Consider the following 26,304-nt stretch of genomic DNA (forward strand, 5'->3'; position numbering starts at 1 on the left):
AAGTCCAGCGATTTTCCTTGTCCTTTTTGTTTCAGCGGCGTAGAATGATTGAGAAAGAAGCAGCGTGGGAGGTGCGCACCGCATGAGAAAAAAGCTCTACCTGATCGGGGGGCCCATGGGGGTCGGAAAGAGCACCGTGTGCTCCCATCTTAAAACCGCTCTGTCCGGCAGCTTATATCTGGACGGAGACTGGTGCTGGGATATGCACCCCTTCCAGGTTACAGAAGAGACCTGCTCTATGGTGATAGAAAATATTTCTTTTTTACTCAACCGGTTTCTTCATTGCTCCCTCTGTCAGCATATTATTTTAAGCTGGGTCATGCACCGGCAGGAGATCGTAGACGATTTACTGTGCCGGGTGGATACAGAGTGCTGTCAGGTCCATCAGATCTCTCTGCTATGCCGTCCAGAAGTCCTGCGTACCCGTCTGGAAACCGACGTGGCCGCCGGGCGGCGGAACCCAGATATCATCCCTCGCAGCCTGGCCTATCTTCCGCTCTATCAAAAATTGGACGGCCAGAAAATCGATACCTCCCGTCTGACCCCGGCAGAGACCGCAGCATACATAATTGAGGTGAGCAGAAGTGATGATGGAACATCTGACGAAGTTAAATAAGGAATTGGATCAACTAAAACAGGCCCAGGCCCGCCGCAAGCAGCTGGACGCCCAGATTGACGAGCTGTACCGCCAGCGGGGGGAGCGGCAGGCCAAAGTGGACGAAACCGCTCAACGCTTCCGCAAGGAGCAGGACGATGTGGACAAGCTGGAGTTGGGCGGCGTACACGCCTTTCTCCTCACACTGACCGGCCACAAGGAGGAGCGGCTGGACAAGGAGCGCCGGGAGGCTCTGGCCGCCAAGCTCCAGTACGACCAGGCCAAATCGGACCTGGAATACCTGGAGAACAAGCTCCACAGTCTGACCCGGGAGCGGGACGGACTGCGGGACACCCCGGAGCAGCTGGAGGCGCTGTGGGCGGAGAAGGCCGATCTGGTGAAGGCCATGGGCGGCCAGGCAGGCGCCCGGCTGGTGGAGCTGGACCGCCAACTGGTCGGCGTGACCCACCAGCATAAAGAAGTACAGGAGGCTCTCTCCGCTGGCGAGAACGCCAAGCGGCTGCTGGACCAGATCCAGAACGATCTGGACAGCGCCCGCAGCTGGGGCACCTGGGATATGCTGGGGGGCGGACTCATCGCCACCATGGCCAAGCATGACCGGCTGGACAGCGCCCAGTCCAGCATCCAGGCGGCTCAGCGGGCCCTGAGCGACTTCCGCACCGAGCTGGCCGATGTGAGCCAGCTTCATGTGCCCAACATCCAGATCGGGGAGTTTGCCACCTTTGCCGATTACTTTTTTGACGGCATCTTCTCCGACTGGTATGTCCAGTCCAGCATCAAAACGGCCCAGGAGGGGGTATCGGAGGTCCACATGAAGCTGACCGCCGCCCTCCGCACCCTGACCGCCGCCTCCCAGGACCTGAACGACCAGCAGGCTGCTCTGGAGCGTGAACGGGAGGCACTGCTGGATTCCGTCTCACTTTAACCACAAAAAGAACCGGTCTGCTCCATTGGCAGGCCGGTTCTTTTGATTGCGATCTCTTGGCTTATATGGTAGCCAGCCGGTAGGTGGTGGTGTGGCGGTACTCCTCCCCCGCCCGCAGGATGGGGCTGGGGAAGCCCTGGTGGTGGATGGCGTCGGGCCAGCCCTGGGTCTCCAGGCAGAAGGCCGACCGGGGGCCATACACCGCCCCGTCCTTGCCGGGCACGCCGTCCAGATAGTTGGCGGTATAGAGCTGGAGGCCGCACTGGGTGGTGTAGCACTCCAGGCACAGCCCGCCGCCCATCACCCGGGCCGCCAGCCCCAGGGGGGCGTCTGGCTGGGTCCGCAGAACAAAGTTGTGGTCGTAGCCGTTGCCCAGGGTCAGCTGGGGATGTTCCATGGACAGACCCTGGAGGAACTCCCGGGGGAAACGGAGGTCAAAGGGGGTACCCTCCACCGCCATCAGAGCCCCGGTGGGGGTGCTGTTGGCGTCATTTTCCGTAATAGTGCTGGCGTAGACCTGGACCCGCTGGCCCTCCAGAGAGCCGTACGCGTGGCCCATCAGATTGAAGTAGCTGTGGTTGGTCAGGTTACACAGGGTATCCTTGTCACTCCTGGCCCAGTAGTCCAGGGAGAGCACGCCGTCGGCGGTGAGATCGTAGCTCACCCGCACCTCCAGGGTGCCGGGGAAGCCCTCCTCCCCGTCGGGGCTTATGTGGAAGAGCACCAGCTTGCCTTCCCGGACCGCCGCCTCCCACACGGCCTCATGAAAGCCGTGGACGCCGCCATGAAGGCAGTTGGGACCGTTGTTGGCGGCCAGGGGGTAATGGACCCCGTTCAAATCAAAGGAAGCGCCGCCGATGCGGTTGGCCACCCGGCCCACCAGGGCCCCGAAGTATTTGTCCTGCTTCTCATAGTCGGCCAGGGTGTCGCACCCCAGCACCACGTCTCTGTCCTCCACCAGAAAGCTGCGGAGGATGCCGCCATAGGTGAGGATCTTGGCCGTATAGCTGCCTGCCTGGGCGGTCCACTGTTCCACTTCCTTGCCCCCGGCGGTGACGCCGAAAGGTTCTCTCGTCCAGTCTGCCATGGTTCACACCTTTCTCCCGGCCAGAGGAGACCTCCCCTTCCTTCCCTGGAGCAGGGTCTCTCTGCCTTGTCATACCACTCCATGTTTGATCTTGATCCCGGGATCGTTTTGCACTTTATCATATCATATTTTGCAGCCTGTGCCAATAGTCCGGTCCCCCGCAGCAGTCCTCCGCTCCCCGGCTCAGCTTTTCTGTCTGTGCAACAGGATCGCGGTTCGGTGATGATCATGGGGAAAAAAGCCGCCAAAGAGAAAACAAGGAGGAATGTATATGGCAAACTATACGGAACATTATCAGCTGCACCAGTGGGACCCGTCGGACCCCTTCCTGCGGACAGACTTCAACCAGGATTTTGGCAAGGTGGATGAGGCCCTTTTTCAGCTGGCTTCCCAAAAATACGGCGAGGACAAAAAGGTCTTTGTCCTGGGCAGTTATATCGGGGACGGCGGCACGGGAGTTCAGGATATCCCCCTTGCCTTTCAGCCGTCGCTGCTGTATCTGTTCAACTGTGATCCCACAGACGACCATGACATCTATAGATTTGCCCTGGGTACCGGGGAGATCCAGTGTGCGTTTGATAACACCGGCAGTACCTGGGTCCGGGATGGGATCTTCTATATGACCCCCTCGGGGTTTCAAATCAACGGCGACGCGTTCGCACCGGGAGGGGGCTTTAATACCGCGGGGGTCACCTATCGCTACGTCGCCTTTCGCTGAAAAGAGCGGCCCCGCTCCAGAGGAGCGGGGCCGCTGCTATAAAGTGTCAGTTGTTCTGACGGGACCGCTTTTTAGCCGCCGATGACGGTAGAAGTGGTCAGAGTCTCGCCGCCCACGGTCACAACAACGTAGTACACCAGGGTGTTGTTGGTGCCGGTGAGAACGGTCTCAGTAGCGGTACCGGCAGCCAGGGTGCCAGTGCCCTCGTTCACCTGAACGGCGGTGTCCTTACCGGCAGTGATGCCATAAGCAAACACCTTGTAGGTGAACTTGGCGGTATCGGACTCATTGGTGCTCTTCACAGTCAGCTTCAGAGTGGAAGAGGTAGCCTGATCCTTGGCCAGGGACACGCTGTAGGTGTCGCCCACGCCGGGGCCGATGGGGCCCTCGTCGGTCACGCCGTAGAAGATGGCGACGATCTCGCCGTTCTTCACGATGGCGGTCACGGTAGCGTCCTTGGCCACGTCAGCCAGAGCGCCGGTCTCGATCTTGCTCTTGGTGGTCACGGCGTACAGCTCCACCTCGGAGGACAGAGCATAGTTGGTGCCGCCAATGCCGATGATGCCGTCCTTGGCCTCAGCGGTGACCTTCCTATCCTTCAGAGCATAGTTGTCGCCCTTATCGGGGGTGTAGGTCACGCAGGCATCCTTATCCAGGATCTCATTGTCCTTGTCGGCGTAGGAGATGCTGCTGTACAGCACGTCCTTACCATCGTTGCCGGTGATCTCCTTGTTCATCTTAACAGTGGTGATCTCACCGTTGACAACGGCCTTGTACTCCCAGTAGGTGCCGGCATCGGTATCGTTCACCTTAACGCCGGCCTTGGAGGCCAGGACGTAGACGATGTCCTTGGAGCTGGTGGCAACACCGGAGACAAACACGATAGTGGCAACATCGCCGCTCTTGCAGAACACGGTGTAGGTGCCGTTGCTGCTGTTCATGCTGGGCACGTTGGCATAGCCGGTGTAGGTGGCGTAGGTGGCCTTGCTGCCGGTGCCGGACTGCACGATGAAGATGGTCTTGCTGTTGGCGTACTTGGTATCGCCGCCGAAGGTCATGGCGGACTCGCCCTTCTTGATCTCAACCTTGCCAGTGGCGCTGTCCTGCTTGCTGGTCAGGGTGTAGAGGTCCTTGGAGTCCTTGGTGTACTCCACGATGTCGCCCTTCAGGGCATCCAGAGTAGCCTTCTTGTCAGTAAAGCTGCTGCCGCTCAGCTTGTCGCCGTCCACGGTAACCTCGGTCTGAGTGCCGTCGGCCAGGACCAGCTTGGCATAGTAGTTGTCCTCATTGCTGTAGACACCCTTGCTGGCGCCGGTGTCGACGACATAGGCGTAGTCGCTGGAGGCCTTGGACACGTTCACCTTCATGACGTAGCCGTAGGTGTCCAGATACAGGTCCAGAACGCTGTTCACCTTCACGTCGTCAGAGAAGGTCACGTTGCTGTTGAACTTGTAGGTGGTGCCGTCAGCCACAAAGCTGGTGGTACCGTTGACGCGGGTCACCTCGACGCCCTCGACCTTCTCGGCCAGAGCCATGCTCTGGATAGCGTTGTCAGCCTTGGTGTAGAGGACCACGTCGTCCTTGGCAAAGGCCTCGGTCTCATACTTCATGCCGTCCACGGTGACATAGGCCTTCTCGTCGCCCTTGGCGGCGGTAACCTTGGAGACCTCACCCACGTAGGTGTTGATCACGACCAGGGTCACGTTGTTCTTGTCGTCAGCGTAAGCCTTGACCACAACGCCCTTGCCGCCGATCTCAGTGGTGTTGCCCTTCTGGATGGTGAAGGCGGTATCAGCCTTGCCGTCCTTCATGACGTCGGCCTTCACGGTGGCGTCCAGGCCCAGGTCGGAGTACAGGTCCTTGGACTTAACAGCCTCGCTGTAGGTAGCGTCGGCAGCCTGAGCATAGGTGCCCACGACCTTGTTCTTGTAGGTCCACTTGCCGGCGGGAGCGCCAAAGGCGTCGCTGGAGTTCTCGTTCAGCTTCAGATCGGTGAAGTACTTCTCACAGAACTGCTGATACTCGTCGTTGCCGGAAGTCTTGTAGCCGGACTTGGTGGAAGCGGGGATCTTCTCAGCGCTGGCGTTCTGGTTGATGGTGATGTCACCCACAGTAACTCTGCCCTTGCCATCGTACTTCACCATGTCGGCCTTCAGGGTCTCAAAAGCCATCTGAGCGGCGTCCTGACGGGACAGCTCGTTGGCCAGGACCAGGCCGGAGGGAACGATACCGGCGGCAATGGCGTCAGAGGAGACGTTGATCATCCAGTCGCTGCCCACGTACTTCTCGATGGAAGCATCGTAGCCCAGGGCAACCAGCAGCATCTTGGCGAAAGCAGCGCCGGTCAGCTTGCCCTCGGGGAAGAAGTGGCCCTGACCGTCGCCGGCCAGAATGCCCAGGTTCACGCAGTAGCTGATGTAGGGAGCGGACCAACGGTTGGCCGCCACGTCGCTGAACACGGCGGAGTTGGTGGTCAGCTTCTCAGCAGACTCGGTGCCCAGCAGCAGGTAGCAGATGATCTTGGCAGCCTGCTCACGGGTCAGGATGGAGTTGGGCTGGAAGTCGCCCTTATCGCCGCCCTCGAGCACGCCCAGAGCGACCATAACGTCGACAGCCTCAACATTCTTGATATCACTGGCATCAGTGAAATCCTTGCTCGCAGCGCCAGCGCCGATCACCATCATGCCCATGAGCATGACACCGGCCAGAGCCAGGCTGAGAGCCCTCTTGAGGTTTCTCATTTGGAATTCCTCCTTATTTGATTTGACCATGAGGAGGGAACATCCTCTCCATGAGTCTGGCATAATGATAATCCATCAAATCCGTTCCGTCAACACCTCCGGCGCTTTTGTAACATAAGCGTAATCTTCCGGCCAGGCTGTACCGGCAGAGGAAAGGAACGGAGACGGGCGGGGCGTCGGGGACGCCGCCCCCCTACAGCAGCAGCTCGTACACCGCCCCCTGGACGTAGTCGATGTCCTCAAAGGTAGTGAAGGGGCCTGCGGAGAACCGCACCGCCCCCTGGGGGAAGGTACCCAGCGTCCGGTGGGCCTCCGGGGCGCAGTGGAGGCCGCAGCGGGTCTGGATGCCGTACTCCTGCTCCAGCCGGAAGGCCATCTCCCCGTTATCCGCCTTCAGAAAGTCGATGGACACCACCCCGGTGCGGTTGGCGGGGTCGTTCGTACCCAGCACCCGGATGCCGTCCTCCTCCAGCTCCATGAGCCGGGCCCACAGGTGCCCCGCCAGCTTATGCTCCCGGATGCGGAGGGCCTCCCCCTCCCCCTCCAGATAGTCCAGGGCCGCACCCAGGCCGAAGATGCCGGGCAGATTGAGGGTACCCGCCTCAAAACGATCGGGCAGGAACGCAGGCATCTCCAGAGATTCCGACCTGCTGCCGGTGCCGCCGGAGAGCAGCGGGTCCAGCTCCGCCGCCAGAGCATCGGTCACCACCACCCCGCCAATGCCCTGGGGCCCCAGCAGGCCCTTGTGGCCGGGGAAGGCCAGGCCGTCGATGCACATGGCGGTCATGTCCACTGGGATGGCCCCCAGGGTCTGGGCTGCATCCACCAGGAAGAAGATCCCCCGCTCCCGGCAGAGACGGCCTACCTGCTGAATGGGGAACAGGGTTCCGGAGACGTTGGAGCCGTGGCAAAGCATGACGGCCCGGACGTCGGAGGTCAGCTTGTCCGCCAGTCCTTCCAGGATCAGCTCGCCCCGGTTGGTACAGGGCAGATACTCCACCACAATTCCCCGCTGTTTCAGCTGCTCCAGCGGACGAAGCACCGCATTGTGCTCCATGGGGGAGGTGAGCACCTTATCTCCCGGTCGGAGCAGTCCCTTGAGCAGCAGATTGAGTCCTGCGGTGGCCCCGGAGGTAAAGGCCACGTTGCGGGGGCCGGGGCCGTTTACCAGGGCATTGAGCTTCTCCCGCACCTCCAGCACCCGGCCGGCAGCGTCATAGGCCTGCTGATAGCCCCCCCGGGCAATGTTGCAGCCGATGTTGGTGATAAAATCGCACATAGCCTCCCCCACACCGGGAGCCTTGGGGTAGGATGTGGCGCCGTTATCCAGATAGACGCTGCGCATGGCAGTTTCCTCCTGTCTCTACACTATTATATATAAGGTAAGGGGCGGGCATCTGCCCGCCCCCTTGGTTCAAAACCAGGTCTCCAGAGCCAGCCGGGTCCGATAGTCCTCGCGCTCCATCCGGGGCAGCAGCCGGCCCAGCAGATCGGCGGTACCGGGCCGGTCGTCCAGCATGACCCGGACAGAGCCGGTACGGCTGTCAAAGTGATTCATCAGGGCGCTGCTGCGGGTGGCCGCCGAACGGGTATCCCCGGTCTGGTCCAGCTGGGGGGACCAGCAGGCCCACCCCTGCGCGGACAGCGCAGTAGAGACATCCCGCCCCGCCCGTTCCAGATAGACGGTGTGGGTCTTGAGCCGCACCAGCCGGTCCAGCATGGCCTCGCCCTGGGCCAGCTCCTCCTCTACCTGAGTCAGGGCGGTCCCCTCCACACTCAGGCCCACGGCATGACCGGAACCCACGATGCGGCGGAGGTTTTCCTCATTGGCCTCCAGCTCCTCCGGCCGGAACAGGAAAAGTGCTTTCACACCCGCCCCATCCAACTGGTCCAGGATCTGGGACACGCCGCCCCCTCCGGTACACTGGAAAGAAAGATACACCGTCAGCTCCGCCCGCCCCGGCTCCTCCCCCGGACTGGGGGTCGGGGTGGGCACGGGGGTGGTCTGGATGGAGGGCTGGGGCGTGTGATCCGGGTAGAGCTGCTTCATATAGGTATTGTACCGGCTGCGCATGGCGTCCTGGGCGTACTGGATGAACTCACTGCCCAGCCGCTCCTGCCCGTTGGTGATGCGGATCAGGGTACCGTAGTTGGTGGGCGTATAGCTGTAACGCAGACCAAAATAGGAACATACCGACGCCAGCGGCACAAAGATCCAGCCGTTGCGGGACACCGCCCGCATCTCCATCAGCTGGCCGGACCGGTCCACACAGGTACCGGCGTTCAGATCAAAGGTGAGGGTGCCGTTGAGGCTGTACAGCATAAAGCTGTTTCCCGCGTCCCCCTGGATCTGTCCGTAGGACACCCCCAGGTTTACCCCGGTCACCGTCCAGTCAAAGGCCGTATAGGGGACGTACAGAGAACCGCCGATCCAGGTAGGCATGGCCTCCAGCGGCAGGGTAAGCATCTGGTCGTTCTCCGCCATCAGGTAGATCTCCACCGTGTCCGCCCTTGCGGTGCTCACCAGGCCCGGTCCCAGCACCAGTACCGCCGCGCACAGCAGAGTGAGCAACCGTTTTTTCCAACTCATGTCCGTCCCCTCCTTTCTTCCTGTTTCTGCTGGCATGATACCATGGCTGCAAGCCGCTCCGGCTGCTTGACTTGCGGTTATTATACCATGGTTTCTCCCCCCGGTAAAGCCGCCGCTTGCGCCGAAAGGATGGGGCTGGTATAATGTTGCCGGTTTTAATGGGATTTTAAGACAGCCTAAATGCCTTCTTTACCGGCCCTGGGGTATACTGGTACTGTTGAAAGGATGTGTTCCCATGGATATCACATTGGAATTGGTGGAACAGCTGCGGAAACGAGCCCATATATCCTATGAGGAGGCCAGAGCCGTGCTGGAAGAGGCGGACGGCGATCTGCTGGCCGCCCTGATCCTGCTGGAGCAGCGGGGCAAGATCCGTTCGGACGGCGGACAGAGCGCCCGATACTCCACCCGGCCCGGCAGCGAACAGACCACGCCCCCGCCCAACGGGGCTTCCGCCCGGCCTGAGAACGCCGCCGGTCAGAGCGGACGGGACAGCTTTACCGGCTTTCTGCGCCGCTGCGTCACCAACCGTTTTGAGGTATGGCGGTGGGGGGAACCCATTGTCTCCATTCCGCTGCTGATTTTTATTCTGCTGGTGCTGCTGGCCTTCTGGATCTCGGTGCCCCTGCTCATTGTGGGGCTGATCATGGGCTGCCGGTACCGCTTCGCCGGCCCCGACCTGGACGGCAACGAGGTAAGTCAGGCGGTCAACCACGCCGCCGACACCGTCAGCGACGCGGTGGGGCGGGCCAGGGCTCAGGCCGAGCAGGCCGCCCACAAGAACCAATCCAAGCAATGAGGTGATGTGCCATGGAGGAGCGTATCCTGCTGGTGGAGGATGAGGAAAAGCTGGCCCGCATGGTGGAACTGGAGCTGAATTACGAGGGCTACCAGGTGGAAAAGGCCTTTGACGGCCGGGCGGGACTGGATCTGGCTCTGTCCGGGCGGTTCGACCTGATCCTGCTGGACATCATGCTGCCTGCCCTCTCCGGCATGGAGGTGCTCCGCCGCCTGCGGCGGGAGAGCCAGGTACCCGTCATCATGCTTACCGCCCGGGACACGGTGGTGGACAAGGTGTCCGGCCTGGACATGGGGGCGGACGACTATGTGACCAAGCCCTTTGCCACCGAGGAGCTGCTGGCCCGCATCCGGGCCGCCCTGCGGAAGCGGCCCGCTCGGACCGAGCCGGACAACAGGCTGTCCATTGGGCCCCTGGTCATGGATCTGGACCGGCATCTGGTGGCGGTGGACGGCCAGAACGTGGCCCTCACCCGCCGGGAATTTGACCTGCTGCGCTGTCTGCTGGAGCACAAGGAAAAGGTCCTGTCCCGGGAGGAACTGCTGGAACAGGTATGGGGCTTCGACTTTATAGGTGAGACCAATACCGTGGACGTATACATCCGCTTTCTGCGGACCAAACTGGACGAGGCGTTCCACATCAAGCTGATCCACACCATCCGGGGTGTGGGCTATGTGATTCGGGAGGGATCGGAATGAAGGTTTCCGCCATCGTTTACTCCAGCAACACCGGCTTTACCGCCCAGTACGCCACTCTGCTCTCCCACCAGACCGGCCTGCCCCTTTTCTATCTGCGGGGCGGCTATTCCCCCGCCCGGGTCCGGGGAAAATATAAAATGATGATGGCTATGATGAAGGCCATTCTCTCCAAAAAGACCGACTCTCAGTCCCGTGAGGCCCTGGAGGCTATGGAACGGGGCGCCGACTGGGTGAGCGCCCCCCAGCTGGAGCCGGTGCTGAACTGGCTCTGGGGATAGGCCCATGTCTGCCAAGACCACCCGGCCAAAGGGCCGCATCAAGTCCTCCATTGTGGCCCGGCTCAACGCCCGGCTCTTTTTCCGGCTGCTGGGGATTTACCTGCTGCTGGACATCCTGCTCATCCTGCTGTTCTGGGGCGGCCTCATCGTCTGGTCCGACCGGCAGGCAGCGGGACTGAAAGCCCTGGCGGAAAAACAGGGCGCCCCCTCCGAGGAGGCCGCGGCATGGATGTCCGCCGGCAGCTATTCCGTAACAGAAGCGGAGGGGGACCCCAACGGTATCCTGCTCCCCCACTGGCTTCCCTCCCCCCAGGAGGCGCTGGAGGGGGACCAGCGCTGGTTTGATCCGGGGACGGTACATCTCATCCCTCTCATGGCCTTTTCCACCGGCGGCCCCACCAGCTACACCCTGGTGACCCAAAACCAGGGACAGGAATTGGCCATCACCCTGGATCTGTCCCGTCCCGCCGTCCTCTTCGTCTTTGCCGGGCGGGTAGTGCTGATCTGCCAGCTGGTCAGTCTGGTGCTCAACCTGTTTAAAAACGCAGGCACCATCCGCCGCACCCTGCGGCCCATCCAGGACCTGGCCGCCGCCGCCACCCGGCTGGGTGGCTCCATGTCGCCGGAGGAGCTCCAGGCTCTGGCCGGAGAGCTGGACGAGATCAACGCCAGCCACCTGGACCGGCGCATCCCGGTGACCGGCACCCAAAAGGAGCTGAAGGCACTGGCCCAGGCTATCAACGCCATGCTGGACCGGATCAACGAGGCCTACCGCTCCCAAACCCGCTTTGTCTCTGACGCCAGCCATGAGCTGCGCACCCCCATCGCTGTGATCCAGGGTTACGCCAGCCTGCTGGACCGATGGGGCAAGGACGACCCCGCCACCCGGCAGGAGGCCATCGACGCCATCCGCCAGGAGGCCGACTCCATGAAACAGCTGGTGGAACAGCTGCTCTTTCTGGCCCGGGGGGACAACGCCTCCGTCCCCTTCCATCCTCAGCTGTGCGATCTGACCGAACTGGCCGCCGAGGTGCTGCGGGAGACCCAGATGCTGGACCACACCCACCATCTGGAGGGGAAATGGCTGTGCGCCGTGCCGGTGGTGGCCGACGAGGGGCTCATTAAGCAGGCCCTGCGCATTTTGGTGGACAACGCCCTGAAATACACCCCCGCCCGGGGCTGCATCACCCTGTCAGTCCAGGGGAAGGACGGTCTGGCCCGGCTGACGGTGGCCGACCAAGGGCAGGGCATCGACGCCCAAAGCCTGCCCCACATCTTTGACCGCTTCTACCGCACCGACGAGAGCCGGGCCCGGCAGACCGGCGGCGCCGGTCTGGGCCTGTCCATTGCCAAGTGGATCGCCGACCGCCACGGGGGCTGGTTTGAGGTGGTGTCCTGGCCAGGGGTGGGTACCCGCTTTACACTGGTGCTGCCCCTGGATTCCATGGAGGACCCCGTCGCTCCGGCCTGAAGTGAACCTCAAGCGCTCCCGTTCCGGCGGGAGCGTTTTTTACAGAAACCCGGGAACTTTTTGTCAGCGGCCGCCGTCCAATAGAGCGATCACAAAACAGAAAAGGAGAGTCCTGATATGAATCATCGTTTTCTCGCTCTGGCTCTGGCCGGGACGCTGACCCTTGGTATGCTGACTGCCTGCGGCAGCGGCGACGGCATTGCCGAGACTCCCAACACCGTCACTACTCCCCCCGTGGCCGAGAGCGTCACCCCCTCTCCCGAGAACTCCGCTCCCGTCACCGAGAGTCCCGACGCTCTGCCTGAGAGCTCCGCTCCTGTAGAGGAGAGCGAGGCTCCCTCCAGCGAACCTACTGCTACCCCCTCCTCCAAGCCCTCCGCAAAGCCCACCTCCACCCCCAAGCCCACCGCTCCGGCTACCCCCAAGCCCACCGTCAAGCCTACCCCCGCTCCCACCCCCACGCCGGAGAGCACACCTCAGACCAGCGCCGTCCAGTCTACCTGGAACGACATTGCCAAGCTGGACCTGCCCAATCTGACCGCCATGGATGACGCCACTCTCTCCGCCCTCTACGGCATCAGTGCCTCCGATTTGGAGGAGTATGTGTGCATGATGCCCCTCATGGGTGTCCATGCCACCGAATTTTTCATCGCCGAGGTGAAGGACGGCAAGATGGACACCGTGAAGGCCGGCATTGCCAAGCGCCAGGCTGATCTGGACGCCCAGTGGTCCCAGTATCTGCCTGATCAGCATGAGTTGGTGAAGAACTACCAGCTGGTCACCAACGGCAATTATGTATTCTTTGCCGTCAGCGAGTACGCCGGCGACGCAGTCACCATTTTTAACAGTTACACAAAATAATCTCTATTTTTGGGTAGAATAGAAGTTGCACTCTGGTGCCGTACCCATTATAATCATGTCAGCGCCCGGCAGGGCAGGCCTGCCGGGCGTCTTTCCTGAGATCTGTATAGAGAAGGTGAGCAGTTGGTCTTTTCCAGTTTGTATTTTTTATTTCTATATCTACCCATCGTATTACTAATTTACTACATTACCCCTTTGAAATGGCGCAACCTGTGGCTGCTGGTGGTCAACCTGGTCTTTTATGGCTGGGGCGAACCCAAGTATATCCTGCTGATGATTTTCACCATTGTGCTGGATTACTTCTGCGGTCTGATCGTGGCCCGGCGGAAATTACAAGGCGACGACAAGGGCGCCCGGATCGCTGTGGCGGTGGCGTTGGTCCTCAATCTGGCTATCCTGTTCTTCTTTAAATACTGGGATCTGGTGGCCAAGACCTTCCAGCACTTTGGCGTGGGTATGCCGGTGCTCAACCTGACCCTGCCCATCGGCATCTCCTTCTACACCTTCCAGACCATGACCTACCCCGTGGATATCTACCGTGGAGACGCGCAGGTGCAGAAGAACATCATCAGCTTCGGTACCTTCGTGACCCTTTTCCCCCAGCTCATTGCCGGCCCCATCATCAAGTACAAGGAGCTGGCCGACCAGATGACCTACCGCACCCACTCCCCGGAGCAGTTTGCCTCCGGCGTGCAGGTATTTACGGTAGGCCTGGCCAAGAAGGTACTGCTGGCCAATAACATCGGCAAGCTGTGGGACGTCTATCTGGCCCTGCCCACCGACCAGCTCACCGTCTCCGGCGCTTGGCTGGGCGTGGCGGCCTTCTCCCTCCAGCTGTACTTTGACTTCTCCGGCTACTCCGATATGGCCGTGGGCCTGGGCCGGATGCTGGGCTTCGAGTTTTTGCGGAACTTCAACTACCCCTATATCTCCAAGTCAGTCACCGAGTTCTGGCGCCGGTGGCACATCTCCCTGGGCTCCTGGTTCCGGGAGTATCTGTATATTCCTCTGGGCGGTAACCGGGTGAAAAAGCCCCGGCTGTTCTTCAACCTGTTTGTGGTGTGGGCCGCCACCGGCATCTGGCACGGCGCCAGCTGGAACTTCCTGATCTGGGGCCTTTACTTCGCCGCCCTCATTATTCTGGAAAAGGCCTTCCTGGGCAAGCTGCTGGAGAAGTGTCCCGCTGTGGTGCAGCACATCTACACCCTGTTCCTGGTGCTGGTAAGCTGGGCCATCTTCGCCGTGGAGGATTTCAACCACATGGGTGCCTATCTGGCCGCCATGTTCGGTAACGCCCATGGTGGGCTTGTCAGTGCCAGCGTGGGCTACTACTTCTCCTCCTTCCTGCCTATGCTGGTCATCGGCGCTGTGGCCGCCACTCCGCTGGGGGCCAAGCTGTGGAAAAAGCTGCCGGAAAAGCCTATGAAGGTGGTGCTGCCGGTGCTGCTGCTGGCCGGACTGATCCTTTCCACCGCCTACCTGGTTGACGGCACTTATAACCCCTTCCTCTACTGGAACTTCTGATTGGAGGCACTGTATTATGTCGAAAAAGTACTGTATCTTCATTACGACCCTGTTCTGCGCCTTTATCGGCCTGTTTCTGGTGGCCAACGCCGCCGCGCCCGACCGGGAGTTCTCCGAAATGGAGAACCGCAAGCTGGAGCAGATGCCCAACGTCTCTGCGGACAGCCTGCTGAGCGGCCAGTTTATGCGGAAGTTTGAGACCTACACCACCGACCAGTTTGTGGGCCGGGACCTGTGGGTGGCCCTTAAATCCTCCACGGAGCGGACCCTGGGCAAACAGGAGAACAACAATGTCTACTTCTGCGATGAGGACACCCTTATTACCCGGTTTGACCAGCCCGATGCCGCCAAGGTGACGGAAAACCTGAATCATGTGAACACTTTTGTGGAAAGTGTGCATATCCCGGTGACCTTCTCCCTCATTCCCACCCAGGCCTGCATCTGGGCGGACCGGCTGCCCGACGGGGCCCCCAACGCCAGCCAGACCGCTCTGCTGGACCAGGCCAAGGCGGCGGTACCCGGCGCTACCTGGGCGGATCTGTACAGCCCCCTGTGGGCGCACAAGGACGAGAGCATCTTCTACCGCACCGACCACCACTGGACCAGCCTGGGCGCCTACTACGGCTACACTGCGCTGGCAGAAGCCTTGGGCTACACACCCGTACCTCTGGATGCCTATACCGAGACCATCCGTTCCACCGAGTTCTACGGCACGGTGTTCTCCTCCTCCGGCGTACGCTGGGTAAGCCCCGACACCATCTCCACTTATGTGCCTGACACCGGCATTACCGTCACCAGCTACACCTATGACAACACCGGCAACCAGGTGGAAGTGCCCCGCGCTCTGTACGACACCTCCTTCCTCTCCGTGAAAGACAAGTACTCCATGTTCCTGGGCGGCAACCAGTCTCTGGGCGTAGTCAAGACCCCCAATGCCGAAAAGCCCAAGCTGCTGGTCATTCGGGACTCCTACGCCGACTCTCTGGTGCCCTTCCTCACCCCCCACTTCTCCGAGATTCACCTGATCGACCTGCGCTACTACAAGCTGTCCATTGCCGACTACATCCAGCAGAACGGCATCGATCAGGCTCTGGTCCTCTACAGCGTTCCCAACTTTGTCACCGATTCCAATCTGTTCTGGATCACCCGCTGAACAAGCAAAAAGTCCGGCCCACAAGGGCCGGACTTTTTTGGCGAAATCAGTCTCGCTGGGAGTGGACATTCATGGAGTGATTGACCTTGCCAATGATGAACAGGACCACTACCATGGAAACCACAGCGATGAGCAGGTTCAGAACCATGCTCTGAATCAGGGCAGCCAGGATGTAGTTGACGAAGCAGACCGCCGCCACGGTGACCGCGTAAGGCAGCTGAGTGGCCACATGGTTCAGGTGGTAGCACTGAGCGCCGGAGGAGGCCATGATAGTGGTATCAGAGATGGGAGAGCAGTGGTCGCCCATCACCGCGCCGCCCAGAGTGGCGGCAATGGCGATCATCAGCATATCGTTGCCGTTGATCAAATCAGCAGTCAGATCAGCCGCGGCCACGCCGCCGGAGAACACCGGGATCACGATGGGCAGCAGGATGGTAAAGGTGCCCCAGGAAGTACCGGTGGCGAAGCCCAGGAATGCGGCGATGATAAACACCACGGCGGGCAGGAAGTTGTGGAGGCTCTCGCCAAAGCCGGACACAATGTCGGCCACAAACTCGGGGGCGCCCAGGGTCTTGGTCACATCGCCGATGGTCCAGGCCAGGCAGAGGATCAGGATGGCAGGCACCATCTGCTTGAAACCGCCGGGCAGACAATCCATCAGCTCGGTAAACTTCATGGAACGGCGCACGGTAAAGAAGATCATGGTGAAGATCAGAGCGATCAGAGAGCCCAAAGGCAGCGCATCAAAGGCGGAAGTGTTGGCAAAAGCGGTGATGATATCAGTACCGCCGTTCTGATAGCCCACCAGGATCATGGCGCCCACGCAGCAGGCCACCAGTGCAATTACTGGGATCACCAGATCGATGACCTTGCCGTTGGGGTTAAACTTCATCTCCTCCACACCGGCGAAGGGACGCTCAGGGGTGGTATACAAATCTCCCTTGGCGGCGTTGTCCTCGTGCTTCTTCATGGGGCCATAGTCAATGTTCAGGCAGGTCATGACCACGATGAAGACCAGAGTCAAAATGGCGTAGTAGTTGTAAGGAATGGCCTTCAGAAAAATCTGGAAGCCCAGCTCATCGTTGCCGATAATGCCGGTAACGGCTGCGGCCCAGGAGGACACGGGCATCATGATACACACGGGAGCGGCGGTGGCGTCACACATATAGGACAGCTTGGCCCGGGAGATGTGGTGGCCGTCGGTGACGGGACGCATCACGTTACCTGTGGTCAGATTGTTGAAGTAGTCGTCCACCCCCAGCACAATGGCCAGGATGAAGGTGGACCACAAGGCGCCGGATTTGGTCTTGATATGAGATACGGCCCAATCGCCATAGGCCTTGGAACCGCCGGCCCGGATCATCAGAGCCACCATGGTGCCCAGGATGACCAGGAACATCAGGATACCCATATTGCCGCCGGCGTTGCTCGTCAGCCGGGACACGAAATCCTGAAACGCACCTACGACATCGCCATTGGTGTTCAACATACATCCCACCAGGATGCCGAGGAACAGAGAGGAGTACACTTCTTTGGTGATCAGTGCGAGAATAATCGCCACCACGGGCGGGAGCAGTGAGAATGCGGTGCCCCAGAGTTTACTGGTGTGCTCCACATCTCCTTCAGCAAAAACTACGGTCGCCAGCATACAAGCGAGTGTAAACAGGACAAGAAGGATCTTGCCAGATCGTTTGATACGCGGTGAATTCATATCAGCCCTCCTATTGAGATGGTGAATCCCAAAGCTCCCCAACCCAAGGATTCGAGAGGTATCATAACAAAATTGTGATTAATTTGACAATGTTTTTTTATCCGTTTGTCTATTTTTGTAGAGCCTCACAGAATAGCACCCTCTTTTTTGGTTAATTAATCTATATACTTTTCAATATCCTTCCAATCCAGTCCTGTTCACCATTCTGCAGATCTGTGTGCTTCAGGCAAAAAATCGCCCCCACCGTGTTTTGCACGGCGGGGGCGATTTTCATCATATGCAGTTTGCCGGGGTCACGCTCAGTCGCGCTGAGAGTGACGGTTCATGGAGTGGTTGACCTTGCCGATAACCAGCAGGACAGCGACCATGGAAATGATGGCAATGGGCAGACAGATAATGGGGTTCTTGATGAAAGCGGTGATGATGTAGTTGAAGAAAGCCACGACCGCCACGGTCAGGGCATAGGGCAGCTGAGTGGCCACATGGTTCAGGTGGTAGCACTGAGCGCCGGAGGAAGCCATAATGGTGGTATCGGAAATGGGGGAGCAGTGGTCGCCCATAACCGCGCCGCCCAGGGTGGCAGCAATGGAGATCATCAGCAGGTTGTTGTTCAGGTCGCTCACCGTCAGGTCAACAGCGGGGGTACCGCCGGAGAAAACGGGGATCACGATGGGCAGCAGGATGGAGAAGGTACCCCAGGAAGTACCGGTGGCGAAGCCCAGGAAGGCGGCGATGATGAACACCACGGCGGGCAGCAGAGCAAACAGCTTACCGCTCAGATCTGCCACGAGGCCAGCCACGAACTGAGGAGCACCCAGGCCCTTGGTCACGTCGCCGATGGTCCAGGCCAGGCACAGAATCAGGATGGCGGGCACCATCTGCTTGAAGCCCTCAGGCAGGCAATCCATCAGCTCGGTGAACTTCATGGAACGACGGATCATGAAGTAGATCATGTTGACGATCAGGGCGATCAGAGAACCGAAGGGCAGCGCGTCAAAAGCGGAGGTGTTGGCGAAGGCGGTGATGAGGTCATGGCCGCCGTTCTGATAACCGACATAGACCATGGCAGACACGCAGCCGATGATCAGAATAATAACAGGAATGACCAGGTCGATGACCTTGCCGTCGGGGTTGAACTTCATCTCCTTGGCGTCGGCGAAGGGACGCTCGGGGGTGGTGTACAGGTCGCCCTTGGCGGCGTTGTCCTCATGCTTGCGCATGGGACCGTAGTCGATGTTCAGGCAGGTCATGACCATGATGAAGACCAGGGTCAGAATGGCATAGTAGTTGTAGGGGATGGCCCGCAGGAAGATCTGGAAACCCACCTCCTCGTTGCCGATAACGCCGGTGACGGCGGCGGCCCAGGAGGACACAGGCATCATGATACAAACGGGAGCGGCGGTAGCGTCGCACATATAGGACAGCTTGGCGCGGGAGATGTGGTGGCCGTCGGCCACGGGACGCATCACGTTACCGGTGGTCAGGTTGTTGAAGTAGTCGTCCACGCCCAGCACCAGAGCCAGGATAAAGGTGGACCACAGAGCGCCGGACTTGGTCTTGATGTGGGACACGGCCCAGTCGCCGTAGGCCTTGGAGCCGCCGGCCCGGATCATCAGGGCCACCATGGTGCCCAGGATGACCAGGAACATCAGGATACCCATATTGCCGCCGGCGTTGGAGCACAGGTGGCTGACAAAGAACTGGAACGCATCCAGAGGGCTGCCGTTCACCTGCAGGAAGCAGCCGACCAAAATACCGAGGAACAGGGAAGAATACACTTCCTTGGTGATCAGAGCCAGACCGATAGCCACCACAGGGGGCAGCAGGGACGCGATCGTGCCATATACCGCGCTGCTAGGGGCATCGCCTTCAGCAAAGGCGACCGTCATCAGGACACATGCCAGGGCAAAGACAACCAACAGGATTCTTCCGAACCGTTGCATTCGTGGTGAGTTCATAATAACCCTCCCTTATAATTTTGAATCCTATAAGCCTCCCCAACCCTAGGATTCGTTTTTTATGATACACCATTATTCACAATTTGGCAATACTTTTTCGGCACATTTAACATAAGTTTCGTCTTTCATCCATTTCATATTCACATATCCAGCAAAAATCCCGCTTTTTCCAGAGAATTCTGTATCCTTTGGAACGTTTTCTCATCTTTACACCGAATTGTATGAAGATGGATACCCCCCGTCAGTTCAGAGAGGGGACGGGCCCTGTCAGCCCGTACCCTCTGAAGAAACTCCTGTACATCATATCGGGAACGTACCCCCAATATACCTGTGAGCTGACCGTAGACCGGATGCTCCACGATCACATCGGCCACCTCGCCCCCGGCGTCCACAATGGCGTTGAGCTCCGCTTCCATCTCCTCCGGGGCGTGGACACAGGCTACCGTCCGCTCCACCCCGGCGGGGCGGCGGCCCAGCACATAGCCCCGGGGGGTGGCCACGATGTCCGCCCCGGCCGCCCGCAGCAGGGCCACGTCCCCCACAATGATCTGGCGGCTTACCAAGAACCGCCTGGCCAGCGCCGTGGCGCTTACCGGCCCCCCGGCCTCCTCCAGCATCTGCTCCACCGCCTTCCGGCGGTCCTGTGCGGCGGATCGTTCCATCCTGCTTCCTCCTTTGTTTTTTGACCAGTATAGCAGGTTCTTCCGACCCTGTAAATCAGCGCCGGAAAAGCCCTCTCCCTTGCCTTTCCACAGGGATTGTGCTAAAATGTGACCGACTGGTTTCCACACCCGGTCCAAGCGCGGCAGCGCCGCGTTCGTTCGGCGGGACTCACCGTCGTTCTCTAAATACGAAAATGGAGGTTCCAAATCAACCATGCACAAATGCAACACCCGTGATCTCACCCTGGCCGCCATGGTGGCCGCCGTCTACTTTGTCCTGTGCTATTTCGGCAACATCTTTCAGCTCACCTTTGGACCTGTCCAGGTCCGTCTGGGAGAGGCCCTCACCGTGCTTCCCTTCCTGTTTCCTGCCACCGCGCCGGGCCTGGCGCTGGGCTGCCTGCTGACCAATATTCTCTCTCCCTACGGCCCTATTGACATGGTGGTGGGCACTCTGGCCACCGCCATCGCCGCGTTCCTGAGCGCCAGGATGCCCCGCTGGTATCTGGCCGCTCTGCCCCCCATTGTACTGAACGCCCTGCTGCTGCCCCCCATGTGGGCCTGGGCCCAGGCAGGAGCCATCAACGGTGCTTTTTGGGCTGCTTACGGGTTTAATATGTGGACCTTTGTGGCGGGCGAGGCCCTGGCCTGCTATGTGCTGGGCTCCGTGCTGCTGCTGGGCCTGCCCAAGATCCGCTATTTCCGCACTATGATCCCGGAACGCCGCCTGGCCGTCCGCTGAGGCGACGTCCCTCAGTTTTATAACAAACAAGGAGGATTCCCTCATGAAAGTCCGCAAGGCTGTCATCCCCGCCGCTGGTCTGGGGACAAGGATGCTCCCCGCCACCAAGACCGTCCCCAAGGAAATGCTCCCTATGGTGGACAAGCCTGTGATCCAGTATATCATTGAGGAGGCTGTGGCCTCCGGCATTGAGGATATCCTCATCGTCACCAACCGGGCCAAGTCCGCCATGGACGACTACTTTGACTACTACCCCGAACTGGAGACCCGCCTGCTCCAGGCCGGCAAGGAGCGGGAGCTGGTGGAGGTCCGCCGGGCAGCCGATCTGGCCAACATCTTCTATGTCCGCCAGAAGGAGACCAAGGGCCTGGGCCATGCCATCTACCGGGCCAAGCGCTTTGTGGGAGACGAGCCCTTCGCCGTGCTGCTGGGCGACGACATCATGCGGGCCAAAAAGCCGGTGACCCTCCAGCTGATTGAGGGCGCCGAGAAGTACGGTGCTTCCGCCGTGGGCGTCCAGAAGGTATCCACCGAGGCCATTTCCCGCTACTCTTCCGTGAAGATCGCCTCTCTGGAGGACCGGATCTTCGATGTTTCCGACATGAATGAGAAGCCCACGCCTCAGGAGATGTTCTCCAATTATGCCATCCTGGGCCGGTATGTGCTCACCCCCCAGATCTTTGACATTCTGGAGAACCTGAAGCCGGGCTACGGCGGGGAGATCCAGCTCACCGACGGTCTGCGGGAGCTCTGCCGCAAGAGCCGGATGGTGGCGGTGGACTTTGAGGGCCGCCGGTACGATACCGGCAACCTGTGCGGCTTCCTGGAGGCCACCATTGACTTTGCTCTGGAAAACAAGGCCACGGCCTCCTGGCTGAGCCACTTTATTAAAGAAAAGGCAGAGAGCCTGCGGTAAGGTGTGGATTGCCGCGCTCCTGTGCTCAAATTTTTCGGCCTGCGCCTCAAAGGCGCAGGCCGTTTTTCTTGATCCATTCCCCCTGAGCCATCGCCGTAACGGAGATGGCTGTTCAAAAAACACCCCGTTTCCTCTGAGAGGAAATGGGGTGTTATTCCTGCTTTTTACTCAGCTTATCCATACCGACTCCCAGGGCCACGGATATCTTATAAAAGGTCTCCACAGAGAAATTGTAAGCCGCTTTTTCCGATTGGATCTGCCGTATAAAATCATGGGAAAGGTCCACCATCTCCGCAAGCTGTGCGGAAGTCAATCCCTTTTCCTTGCGGTATTTCCGAATATTGCGGCGTATCGTATTATAAATATCGTCATCGAAAATCAGCTTTTGCGTCCGCTTCATACTATGCGCCACCACCTAACAGCATTCTACCCAGATACACCGCAAATGTATGTTAGCTAATGCCTCACAAAACATGCTTGTATATTTTAGGAAAGGCTGTTAAAATATTTTTAAAAATTTTCCCCAAAAATAAAACCGCACCCCTCCCCCAATGCTCTTACTGTCGTGAGCGGCAATGCTCGCACAGGCTGAAGCGGCGGAGGCGCGGGCGCTTCCTTTCCACGGGATCCGCTTGCCGGACCGGCAGGGGATTCAAACAAACCGACTGTCTTGCCCTCCGCCGCTGGCAGCAGCCCCACCATCAAATAACCACCGGCCTTTTGCCGGGAGAGAAACAGGAGGAATTATGATATGAAACGATGGATCAGCGGTACATTGGCAGCAGGTTTGCTCGGCGGAATGCTGAGTCTCCCGGCAGGTGCGCTCTCCCCATCCACTCTGGACCCACAGACCGCCGGAGCTTACAACAACGTTCTGCGGCAACAGATCCAAACCTATTCCATTGCCCAGGAGGAAAAGCTGGAGTATTCCGGCATATCCTACTTCGGCGAGGGGCTTATCTACGCCGGGCTGACCGATTTTAACGGCGACCAGCGGCCCGAGCTGGTGACACTGCGGGTGGAGTATCCTGCATCCGGCTTTGTCACCGCTGAGATCTGGACCATGAGCGGCGGAAAGGCGGTACGCACCGCCAACTGTGAAATGAATACCGCATACCAGGGTACAGAAGAAGGCTATCTCTACCTGGTGGAGCGAGGCAATGAAACCCGCCTTTGCTCCTATATCTCCGCCAATGTTGCCACCGGCATTGATGAAGCGGCAAATGAGGTTCTGGTCACCACTTACCAAGACGTGGCCCTGCTTAATATGGACGGCACCGTTCAGCAGTACAGTGATTCTTCCGATCAGACCGACCACAGCCAGTGGAAGGCCTGGCAGGCCTCTGGCTGGAAGCAGAAAGAGACCCTTGCGGTTGGCAGCGATTACGGGTATATCATCACCCTCTATAACCCGGCCACCGCCGCCACCGTGAATCAGTTGCAAACCGCTCTGGCCGCTCAGGCAAACAAAGCCCCCTTTGTGGACGTATCCGCCGACGCTTACTACAACGTGCCTGTCCGCTGGGCTGTGGAGAAGAAGATTACCAGCGGCACCAGCACTACCACATTCAGCCCCGACACTACCTGCAGTACCGCCCAGATCCTCACCTTCCTGTGGCGGGCCAACGGCTCGCCGGAGCCTGCGATCTCCAATCCCTTTACCGACGTGCCGGGCGACGCCTACTACACCAAGGCGGCTGTGTGGGCCTATGAAAAGGGTCTGGTATCCGGCTCCCGCTTTGGCGGCGACACACCCTGCACCCGTGCCTCCGCCGTCACCTATCTGTGGAAGCTGGCTGGCCGCCCCGCCGGCGGCAGCGCCTCCTTTACGGATGTATCCGGTCAGGCCCCATATGCCCAGGCTGTGGCCTGGGCCGTGAAAGAGGGCATCACCAGCGGCACCAGCGCCACCACGTTCAGCCCCGACCTGATTTGCAGCCGTGGGCAGATCGTCACTTTCCTGTACCGCAGCGCCACTTAAATCACAAAGAAAGAGAGGAATTTTGATGAAACGGATCCAGTTACCCAAAAAGCTGCTCTCCGCCCTCTGCGCGGCGGCCCTCCTGGTTGGGGCCATGCCCGGGGCGCTGGCAGCGGAACGTACCCAGCAAGTCCCCATCCAGCGGCAGAGTATTGCCACCAACGCAGGTGTCTTTACCTACATCGACGCCCAGGGCGGCCTGTGGTCCTGGGGGGATAGCCTGACCGGAGGTGTTGGCAACGGCACCACCTCTTCCACCACCGGCACTCCGGAAAAAATCCTGGACAACGTGGTATTTGTCAGCAGCGGTCTCAACAACAACGGCGCCGCTATTCAGTCGGACGGCTCCCTCTGGACCTGGGGCGACAACTGGACGGGCCAGTTGGGCAACGGCCTGCAGGGAGACGGCTCCAATACCCTGGGGGTCTTTCAGACCAGGCCGGGCAAGATCATGGACGATGTGGCATCGGTGAGCTGCGGCTACGGACACACCGGCATCGTCAAAACTGACGGAACCCTGTGGATGTGCGGCAACAATGAGTGGGGCCAACTGGGTAACGGCGGAAAAGGAAACGACACCTACTTCGGTGGAAACCAGGACAAACCTATGCAGACCGTCCCGGTCAAGGTCATGGAGAATGTCAAGGCAGTCAGCTGCGGCACGGCCCATACGGCGGCCATCAAGGAGGATGGCTCCCTGTGGATGTGGGGCCGCAACGACAGCGGCGCACTGGGCAACGGCAAGCAGGGCAACCGGACCAAAATGGACCGCTATGTCTGGCAGGACGTGCCGGTCAAGGTTATGGACAACGTACAGGCAGTCAGCTGCGGCTGGGAGTATACGGTGGCGCTGAAAACCGACGGCAGCGTTTGGGTATGCGGCGACAACAACTACGGCCAGCTGGGCAACGGCGGTACCGGCAACGACAAAAATGTGGTGGGCGGCCCCGTCCAGAGTGTATGGACCAAGATCATGGACAACGGCGCGGCCATCTCCACCTCCAATCCCCTCACCGCCATTGTGTGTACCGACGGCTCCCTCTGGACCTGCGGCGGCGACGGCAACGGCCGCATCGGTACCGGAAAGCGCTCCGACGTGGCGCTGACGCCGGTCAAGATCATGGATAACGTGGCAGAGGTCAGCGTGGGATACAACGGCTCCATGGCCGTCACCAAGGACGGCTCCCTCTGGGTATGGGGCGAAACCAACCTGGACATAGACTATGCCAATCAAGCGTGGGCCCCGGTCCGGCTGGAAGGGGTAAAGGTCCTGCTGCCTGACGGAACAGTCTCTCAGCCCACCGAGGAACCGGAGCAGACTGAACTGCGGCACAGCGGCTCCACCACGCTGGAAAAACTGAGCAAGGAAGAGATCGTCCAGCTGCTGAATCAGGCCTCCAGCACCTTTCCCAACCCCGTTCTGACAAAGGAACCCTCCATCCAGGCCCCCTATGCCACCGGCGCGGTGGATCACCAGGCCCTGGAGGCCGCCGCCCAGCGTCTGAATGTGCTGCGGCGGCTGGCCGGTGTGCCTCAGGTTCAGCTGGACGACCGTCTGAGCGAGAACGCCCAGTACGGCGCGGTGCTGCTGGCTCACCTGGGCAGTCTGAACCATACCCCCGCCAAGCCTTCGGATATGGACAACAGCTTCTATCAAAAGGCCTATGAGGCCACCTCCACCAGCAACATTGCAGCGGGCATGGACCTGCTGGAATCAGTGGATATGTTTATGCAGGACAGCGACGCCCGCAACGTGGAGCGGGTGGGACACCGCCGCTGGCAGCTCAACCCCGAGCTGGGCCGGGTGGGCTTCGGCTACGCCCAGAACCCGGACAGCATCTACCGCGACTTTGTAACCGAGAAGGTCACCGATACCAGCGGCAGCGGCTGCGACTATGACTTTATCGGCTGGCCCGCCTCGGGCAGCTTCCCCAACTATCTGGATAGCTTTGACGCCAACACCGCCTGGAGCGTGGTGCTCAACCCCGACGATTATCAGGTGCCCACTCAGTCCGGCCTTGTGGTCACTCTGGTACGCCAGAGCGACGGCAAGACCTGGACCCTGGACGGCAAGGCCAGTTATACCCCCGCCGCCTCCGGCCGCTACCTCAATGTGGAGACCTCCGGCGTGGGCAACTGCATCATCTTCCGGCCTGACGGAGTGTCCAAGTATGAGGGTGTTTACCAGGTCACCATCGACGGCCTGAAGGACCGCTCCGGCAAGGCTGTGGACTTCACCTACCAGGTGGACTTTTTCTCCCAGCCCGACCCCAATGCTTCCAAACCCTCCGACTGGGCGGCAGCCTCCGTTCAGGAGGCTATCCAGATGAACCTTGTGCCTGTCGCGCTCCAGAGCGGCTACACCCAGACCGCCACCCGTCAGGAGATCTGCGCCCTGGTGGTCCGTTTCTATGAGGCGGTGACCGGCAGCCCGGTGCAGGGCCGTGTCTCCTTCTCCGACACCAAGGATGAGGACGTGGAGAAGGCCGCCTACCTGGGCATTGTAAACGGCGTGGGCGACGGCAGCTTCCACCCCAATGACCCGCTGACCCGGGAACAGGCGGCGGTCATGCTTACCCGCCTGGCACTGCGGATGTCCAAATACCTGCCGCCGGCGGAGGCAAACTTCACCGACCGGGCAGAGATCTCCCCCTGGGCGCTGGAGGCCACTGGAACCATTCAGGGGTGCGGCATTATGAACGGCGTGGGCGGCGGACGGTTTGCCCCCTCCCTGTCCTACAGCCGGGAGCAGTGCATCACCACTCTAATGCGTCTGTACCATTATATTTCCCAATAACCAACAACCTGACAGCAGGGAGCGGCGCCGTGGCGCCGCTCCCTGCTTCTGCTGCAACTCTTTGGTTTCCTCTGGA

At 59.9% G+C, this 26,304-nt stretch carries 22 protein-coding genes; 14 read left to right on the forward strand and 8 right to left on the reverse strand.

What is annotated here, in order from left to right; genetic code table 11:
• Positions 1-82: 82 nt before the first annotated feature.
• Complete coding sequence (locus tag WHJ28_RS08925) at positions 83-616, forward strand: AAA family ATPase (RefSeq protein WP_340041806.1); 534 nt, start codon at positions 83-85, stop codon at positions 614-616.
• Positions 588-1,541, forward strand: a complete 954-nt coding sequence (locus tag WHJ28_RS08930; protein ID WP_340041808.1) for a hypothetical protein — start codon at positions 588-590, stop codon at positions 1,539-1,541. The genes WHJ28_RS08925 and WHJ28_RS08930 overlap by 29 nt, the downstream gene beginning before the upstream one ends.
• A 61-nt stretch (positions 1,542-1,602) precedes the next feature.
• Here the strand turns inward: WHJ28_RS08930 and WHJ28_RS08935 are convergent, their stop codons facing one another.
• Positions 1,603-2,628 carry an aldose epimerase family protein gene (locus WHJ28_RS08935; protein ID WP_340041810.1) on the reverse strand — a complete coding sequence of 342 codons (1,026 nt, stop codon included), beginning with the start codon at positions 2,626-2,628 and terminating at the stop codon, positions 1,603-1,605.
• Positions 2,629-2,899: 271 nt separating this feature from the next.
• Between WHJ28_RS08935 and WHJ28_RS08940 the strand changes: the two genes are divergently transcribed.
• Positions 2,900-3,346, forward strand: a complete 447-nt coding sequence (locus WHJ28_RS08940) for a hypothetical protein (RefSeq protein WP_340041812.1) — start codon at positions 2,900-2,902, stop codon at positions 3,344-3,346.
• A 71-nt stretch (positions 3,347-3,417) separates the two neighbouring features.
• Here the strand turns inward: WHJ28_RS08940 and WHJ28_RS08945 are convergent, their stop codons facing one another.
• The 3 genes from WHJ28_RS08945 to WHJ28_RS08955 form a co-directional block, all read right to left on the reverse strand.
• Positions 3,418-6,087 (reverse strand): S-layer homology domain-containing protein, encoded by a 2,670-nt coding sequence (locus WHJ28_RS08945; RefSeq protein WP_340041814.1) that lies wholly within the window; start codon positions 6,085-6,087, stop codon positions 3,418-3,420.
• Between the two features lie 193 nt (positions 6,088-6,280).
• Complete coding sequence (locus WHJ28_RS08950; protein ID WP_340041816.1) at positions 6,281-7,432, reverse strand: aminotransferase class V-fold PLP-dependent enzyme; 1,152 nt, start codon at positions 7,430-7,432, stop codon at positions 6,281-6,283.
• A gap of 69 nt (positions 7,433-7,501) precedes the next feature.
• Complete coding sequence (locus tag WHJ28_RS08955) at positions 7,502-8,677, reverse strand: polysaccharide deacetylase family protein (protein ID WP_340041818.1); 1,176 nt, start codon at positions 8,675-8,677, stop codon at positions 7,502-7,504.
• Positions 8,678-8,912: 235 nt separating this feature from the next.
• Between WHJ28_RS08955 and WHJ28_RS08960 the strand changes: the two genes are divergently transcribed.
• The 7 genes from WHJ28_RS08960 to WHJ28_RS08990 all read left to right on the forward strand — a co-directional run bounded on the left by WHJ28_RS08960 (position 8,913) and on the right by WHJ28_RS08990 (position 15,461).
• On the forward strand, positions 8,913-9,476 hold the full coding sequence (locus WHJ28_RS08960; protein ID WP_340041820.1) for a UBA domain-containing protein: 564 nt from the start codon (positions 8,913-8,915) through the stop codon (positions 9,474-9,476).
• A gap of 11 nt (positions 9,477-9,487) precedes the next feature.
• Entirely contained in the window at positions 9,488-10,174 is a 687-nt protein-coding gene (locus WHJ28_RS08965) for a response regulator transcription factor (RefSeq protein WP_340041822.1), read from the forward strand.
• Positions 10,171-10,452, forward strand: a complete 282-nt coding sequence (locus WHJ28_RS08970) for a hypothetical protein (RefSeq protein ID WP_340041824.1) — start codon at positions 10,171-10,173, stop codon at positions 10,450-10,452. Before WHJ28_RS08965 ends, WHJ28_RS08970 begins: the two co-directional genes overlap by 4 nt.
• A gap of 4 nt (positions 10,453-10,456) precedes the next feature.
• Positions 10,457-11,923, forward strand: coding sequence for a sensor histidine kinase (locus WHJ28_RS08975; protein WP_340041826.1), 1,467 nt, complete (start codon positions 10,457-10,459; stop codon positions 11,921-11,923).
• A gap of 117 nt (positions 11,924-12,040) precedes the next feature.
• Positions 12,041-12,784, forward strand: coding sequence for a DUF4358 domain-containing protein (locus tag WHJ28_RS08980; protein ID WP_340041827.1), 744 nt, complete (start codon positions 12,041-12,043; stop codon positions 12,782-12,784).
• A gap of 123 nt (positions 12,785-12,907) precedes the next feature.
• Positions 12,908-14,308 carry an MBOAT family O-acyltransferase gene (locus tag WHJ28_RS08985; protein ID WP_340041829.1) on the forward strand — a complete coding sequence of 467 codons (1,401 nt, stop codon included), beginning with the start codon at positions 12,908-12,910 and terminating at the stop codon, positions 14,306-14,308.
• A gap of 16 nt (positions 14,309-14,324) precedes the next feature.
• Positions 14,325-15,461, forward strand: coding sequence for a DHHW family protein (locus WHJ28_RS08990; protein WP_340041831.1), 1,137 nt, complete (start codon positions 14,325-14,327; stop codon positions 15,459-15,461).
• Between the two features lie 46 nt (positions 15,462-15,507).
• Here WHJ28_RS08990 and WHJ28_RS08995 read toward each other — a convergent pair whose 3' ends face one another.
• The 3 genes from WHJ28_RS08995 to WHJ28_RS09005 all read right to left on the reverse strand — a co-directional run bounded on the left by WHJ28_RS08995 (position 15,508) and on the right by WHJ28_RS09005 (position 19,792).
• Positions 15,508-17,172, reverse strand: a complete 1,665-nt coding sequence (locus WHJ28_RS08995) for a Na+/H+ antiporter NhaC family protein (protein WP_340041832.1) — start codon at positions 17,170-17,172, stop codon at positions 15,508-15,510.
• Between the two features lie 299 nt (positions 17,173-17,471).
• Entirely contained in the window at positions 17,472-19,130 is a 1,659-nt protein-coding gene (locus tag WHJ28_RS09000; RefSeq protein ID WP_340041833.1) for a Na+/H+ antiporter NhaC family protein, read from the reverse strand.
• Positions 19,131-19,270: 140 nt separating this feature from the next.
• On the reverse strand, positions 19,271-19,792 hold the full coding sequence (locus WHJ28_RS09005) for a transcription repressor NadR (protein ID WP_340041834.1): 522 nt from the start codon (positions 19,790-19,792) through the stop codon (positions 19,271-19,273).
• Positions 19,793-20,006: 214 nt separating this feature from the next.
• Between WHJ28_RS09005 and WHJ28_RS09010 the strand changes: the two genes are divergently transcribed.
• On the forward strand, positions 20,007-20,534 hold the full coding sequence (locus WHJ28_RS09010; RefSeq protein WP_340041835.1) for a QueT transporter family protein: 528 nt from the start codon (positions 20,007-20,009) through the stop codon (positions 20,532-20,534).
• Between the two features lie 43 nt (positions 20,535-20,577).
• Positions 20,578-21,450 carry a UTP--glucose-1-phosphate uridylyltransferase GalU gene (galU, locus tag WHJ28_RS09015; RefSeq protein ID WP_340041836.1) on the forward strand — a complete coding sequence of 291 codons (873 nt, stop codon included), beginning with the start codon at positions 20,578-20,580 and terminating at the stop codon, positions 21,448-21,450.
• A gap of 151 nt (positions 21,451-21,601) precedes the next feature.
• Here galU and WHJ28_RS09020 read toward each other — a convergent pair whose 3' ends face one another.
• Entirely contained in the window at positions 21,602-21,850 is a 249-nt protein-coding gene (locus WHJ28_RS09020) for a helix-turn-helix transcriptional regulator (protein ID WP_340041837.1), read from the reverse strand.
• Positions 21,851-22,201: 351 nt separating this feature from the next.
• Here WHJ28_RS09020 and WHJ28_RS09025 point away from each other — a divergent pair, with 351 nt between their 5' ends.
• Together WHJ28_RS09025 and WHJ28_RS09030 are read left to right on the forward strand one after the other, a co-directional pair.
• Positions 22,202-23,431 carry an S-layer homology domain-containing protein gene (locus WHJ28_RS09025; RefSeq protein ID WP_340041838.1) on the forward strand — a complete coding sequence of 410 codons (1,230 nt, stop codon included), beginning with the start codon at positions 22,202-22,204 and terminating at the stop codon, positions 23,429-23,431.
• 25 nt (positions 23,432-23,456) lie between these two features.
• Positions 23,457-26,228, forward strand: coding sequence for an S-layer homology domain-containing protein (locus tag WHJ28_RS09030; RefSeq protein WP_340041839.1), 2,772 nt, complete (start codon positions 23,457-23,459; stop codon positions 26,226-26,228).
• Positions 26,229-26,304 lie beyond the last annotated feature (76 nt).

The organism is Flavonifractor porci (assembly GCF_037572415.1).
Classification (GTDB): domain Bacteria; phylum Bacillota; class Clostridia; order Oscillospirales; family Oscillospiraceae; genus Flavonifractor; species Flavonifractor porci.

Bases quoted from the DNA above. Each gene is read 5' to 3' on its own strand.
- WHJ28_RS09000 (WP_340041833.1), bottom strand. From the start codon at position 19,130: ATGAACTCACCACGAATGCAACGGTTCGGAAGAATCCTGTTGGTTGTC.
- WHJ28_RS09025 (WP_340041838.1), top strand. From the start codon at position 22,202: ATGAAACGATGGATCAGCGGTACATTGGCAGCAGGTTTGCTCGGCGGA.
- WHJ28_RS09010 (WP_340041835.1), top strand. From the start codon at position 20,007: ATGCACAAATGCAACACCCGTGATCTCACCCTGGCCGCCATGGTGGCC.
- galU (WP_340041836.1), top strand. From the start codon at position 20,578: ATGAAAGTCCGCAAGGCTGTCATCCCCGCCGCTGGTCTGGGGACAAGG.
- WHJ28_RS08925 (WP_340041806.1), top strand. From the start codon at position 83: ATGAGAAAAAAGCTCTACCTGATCGGGGGGCCCATGGGGGTCGGAAAG.
- WHJ28_RS08980 (WP_340041827.1), top strand. From the start codon at position 12,041: ATGAATCATCGTTTTCTCGCTCTGGCTCTGGCCGGGACGCTGACCCTT.
- WHJ28_RS08990 (WP_340041831.1), top strand. From the start codon at position 14,325: ATGTCGAAAAAGTACTGTATCTTCATTACGACCCTGTTCTGCGCCTTT.
- WHJ28_RS08965 (WP_340041822.1), top strand. From the start codon at position 9,488: ATGGAGGAGCGTATCCTGCTGGTGGAGGATGAGGAAAAGCTGGCCCGC.
- WHJ28_RS08975 (WP_340041826.1), top strand. From the start codon at position 10,457: ATGTCTGCCAAGACCACCCGGCCAAAGGGCCGCATCAAGTCCTCCATT.
- WHJ28_RS09020 (WP_340041837.1), bottom strand. From the start codon at position 21,850: ATGAAGCGGACGCAAAAGCTGATTTTCGATGACGATATTTATAATACG.
- WHJ28_RS08945 (WP_340041814.1), bottom strand. From the start codon at position 6,087: ATGAGAAACCTCAAGAGGGCTCTCAGCCTGGCTCTGGCCGGTGTCATG.
- WHJ28_RS08970 (WP_340041824.1), top strand. From the start codon at position 10,171: ATGAAGGTTTCCGCCATCGTTTACTCCAGCAACACCGGCTTTACCGCC.
- WHJ28_RS08940 (WP_340041812.1), top strand. From the start codon at position 2,900: ATGGCAAACTATACGGAACATTATCAGCTGCACCAGTGGGACCCGTCG.
- WHJ28_RS08935 (WP_340041810.1), bottom strand. From the start codon at position 2,628: ATGGCAGACTGGACGAGAGAACCTTTCGGCGTCACCGCCGGGGGCAAG.
- WHJ28_RS08955 (WP_340041818.1), bottom strand. From the start codon at position 8,677: ATGAGTTGGAAAAAACGGTTGCTCACTCTGCTGTGCGCGGCGGTACTG.
- WHJ28_RS09005 (WP_340041834.1), bottom strand. From the start codon at position 19,792: ATGGAACGATCCGCCGCACAGGACCGCCGGAAGGCGGTGGAGCAGATG.
- WHJ28_RS08960 (WP_340041820.1), top strand. From the start codon at position 8,913: ATGGATATCACATTGGAATTGGTGGAACAGCTGCGGAAACGAGCCCAT.
- WHJ28_RS08950 (WP_340041816.1), bottom strand. From the start codon at position 7,432: ATGCGCAGCGTCTATCTGGATAACGGCGCCACATCCTACCCCAAGGCT.
- WHJ28_RS09030 (WP_340041839.1), top strand. From the start codon at position 23,457: ATGAAACGGATCCAGTTACCCAAAAAGCTGCTCTCCGCCCTCTGCGCG.
- WHJ28_RS08995 (WP_340041832.1), bottom strand. From the start codon at position 17,172: ATGAATTCACCGCGTATCAAACGATCTGGCAAGATCCTTCTTGTCCTG.
- WHJ28_RS08930 (WP_340041808.1), top strand. From the start codon at position 588: ATGATGGAACATCTGACGAAGTTAAATAAGGAATTGGATCAACTAAAA.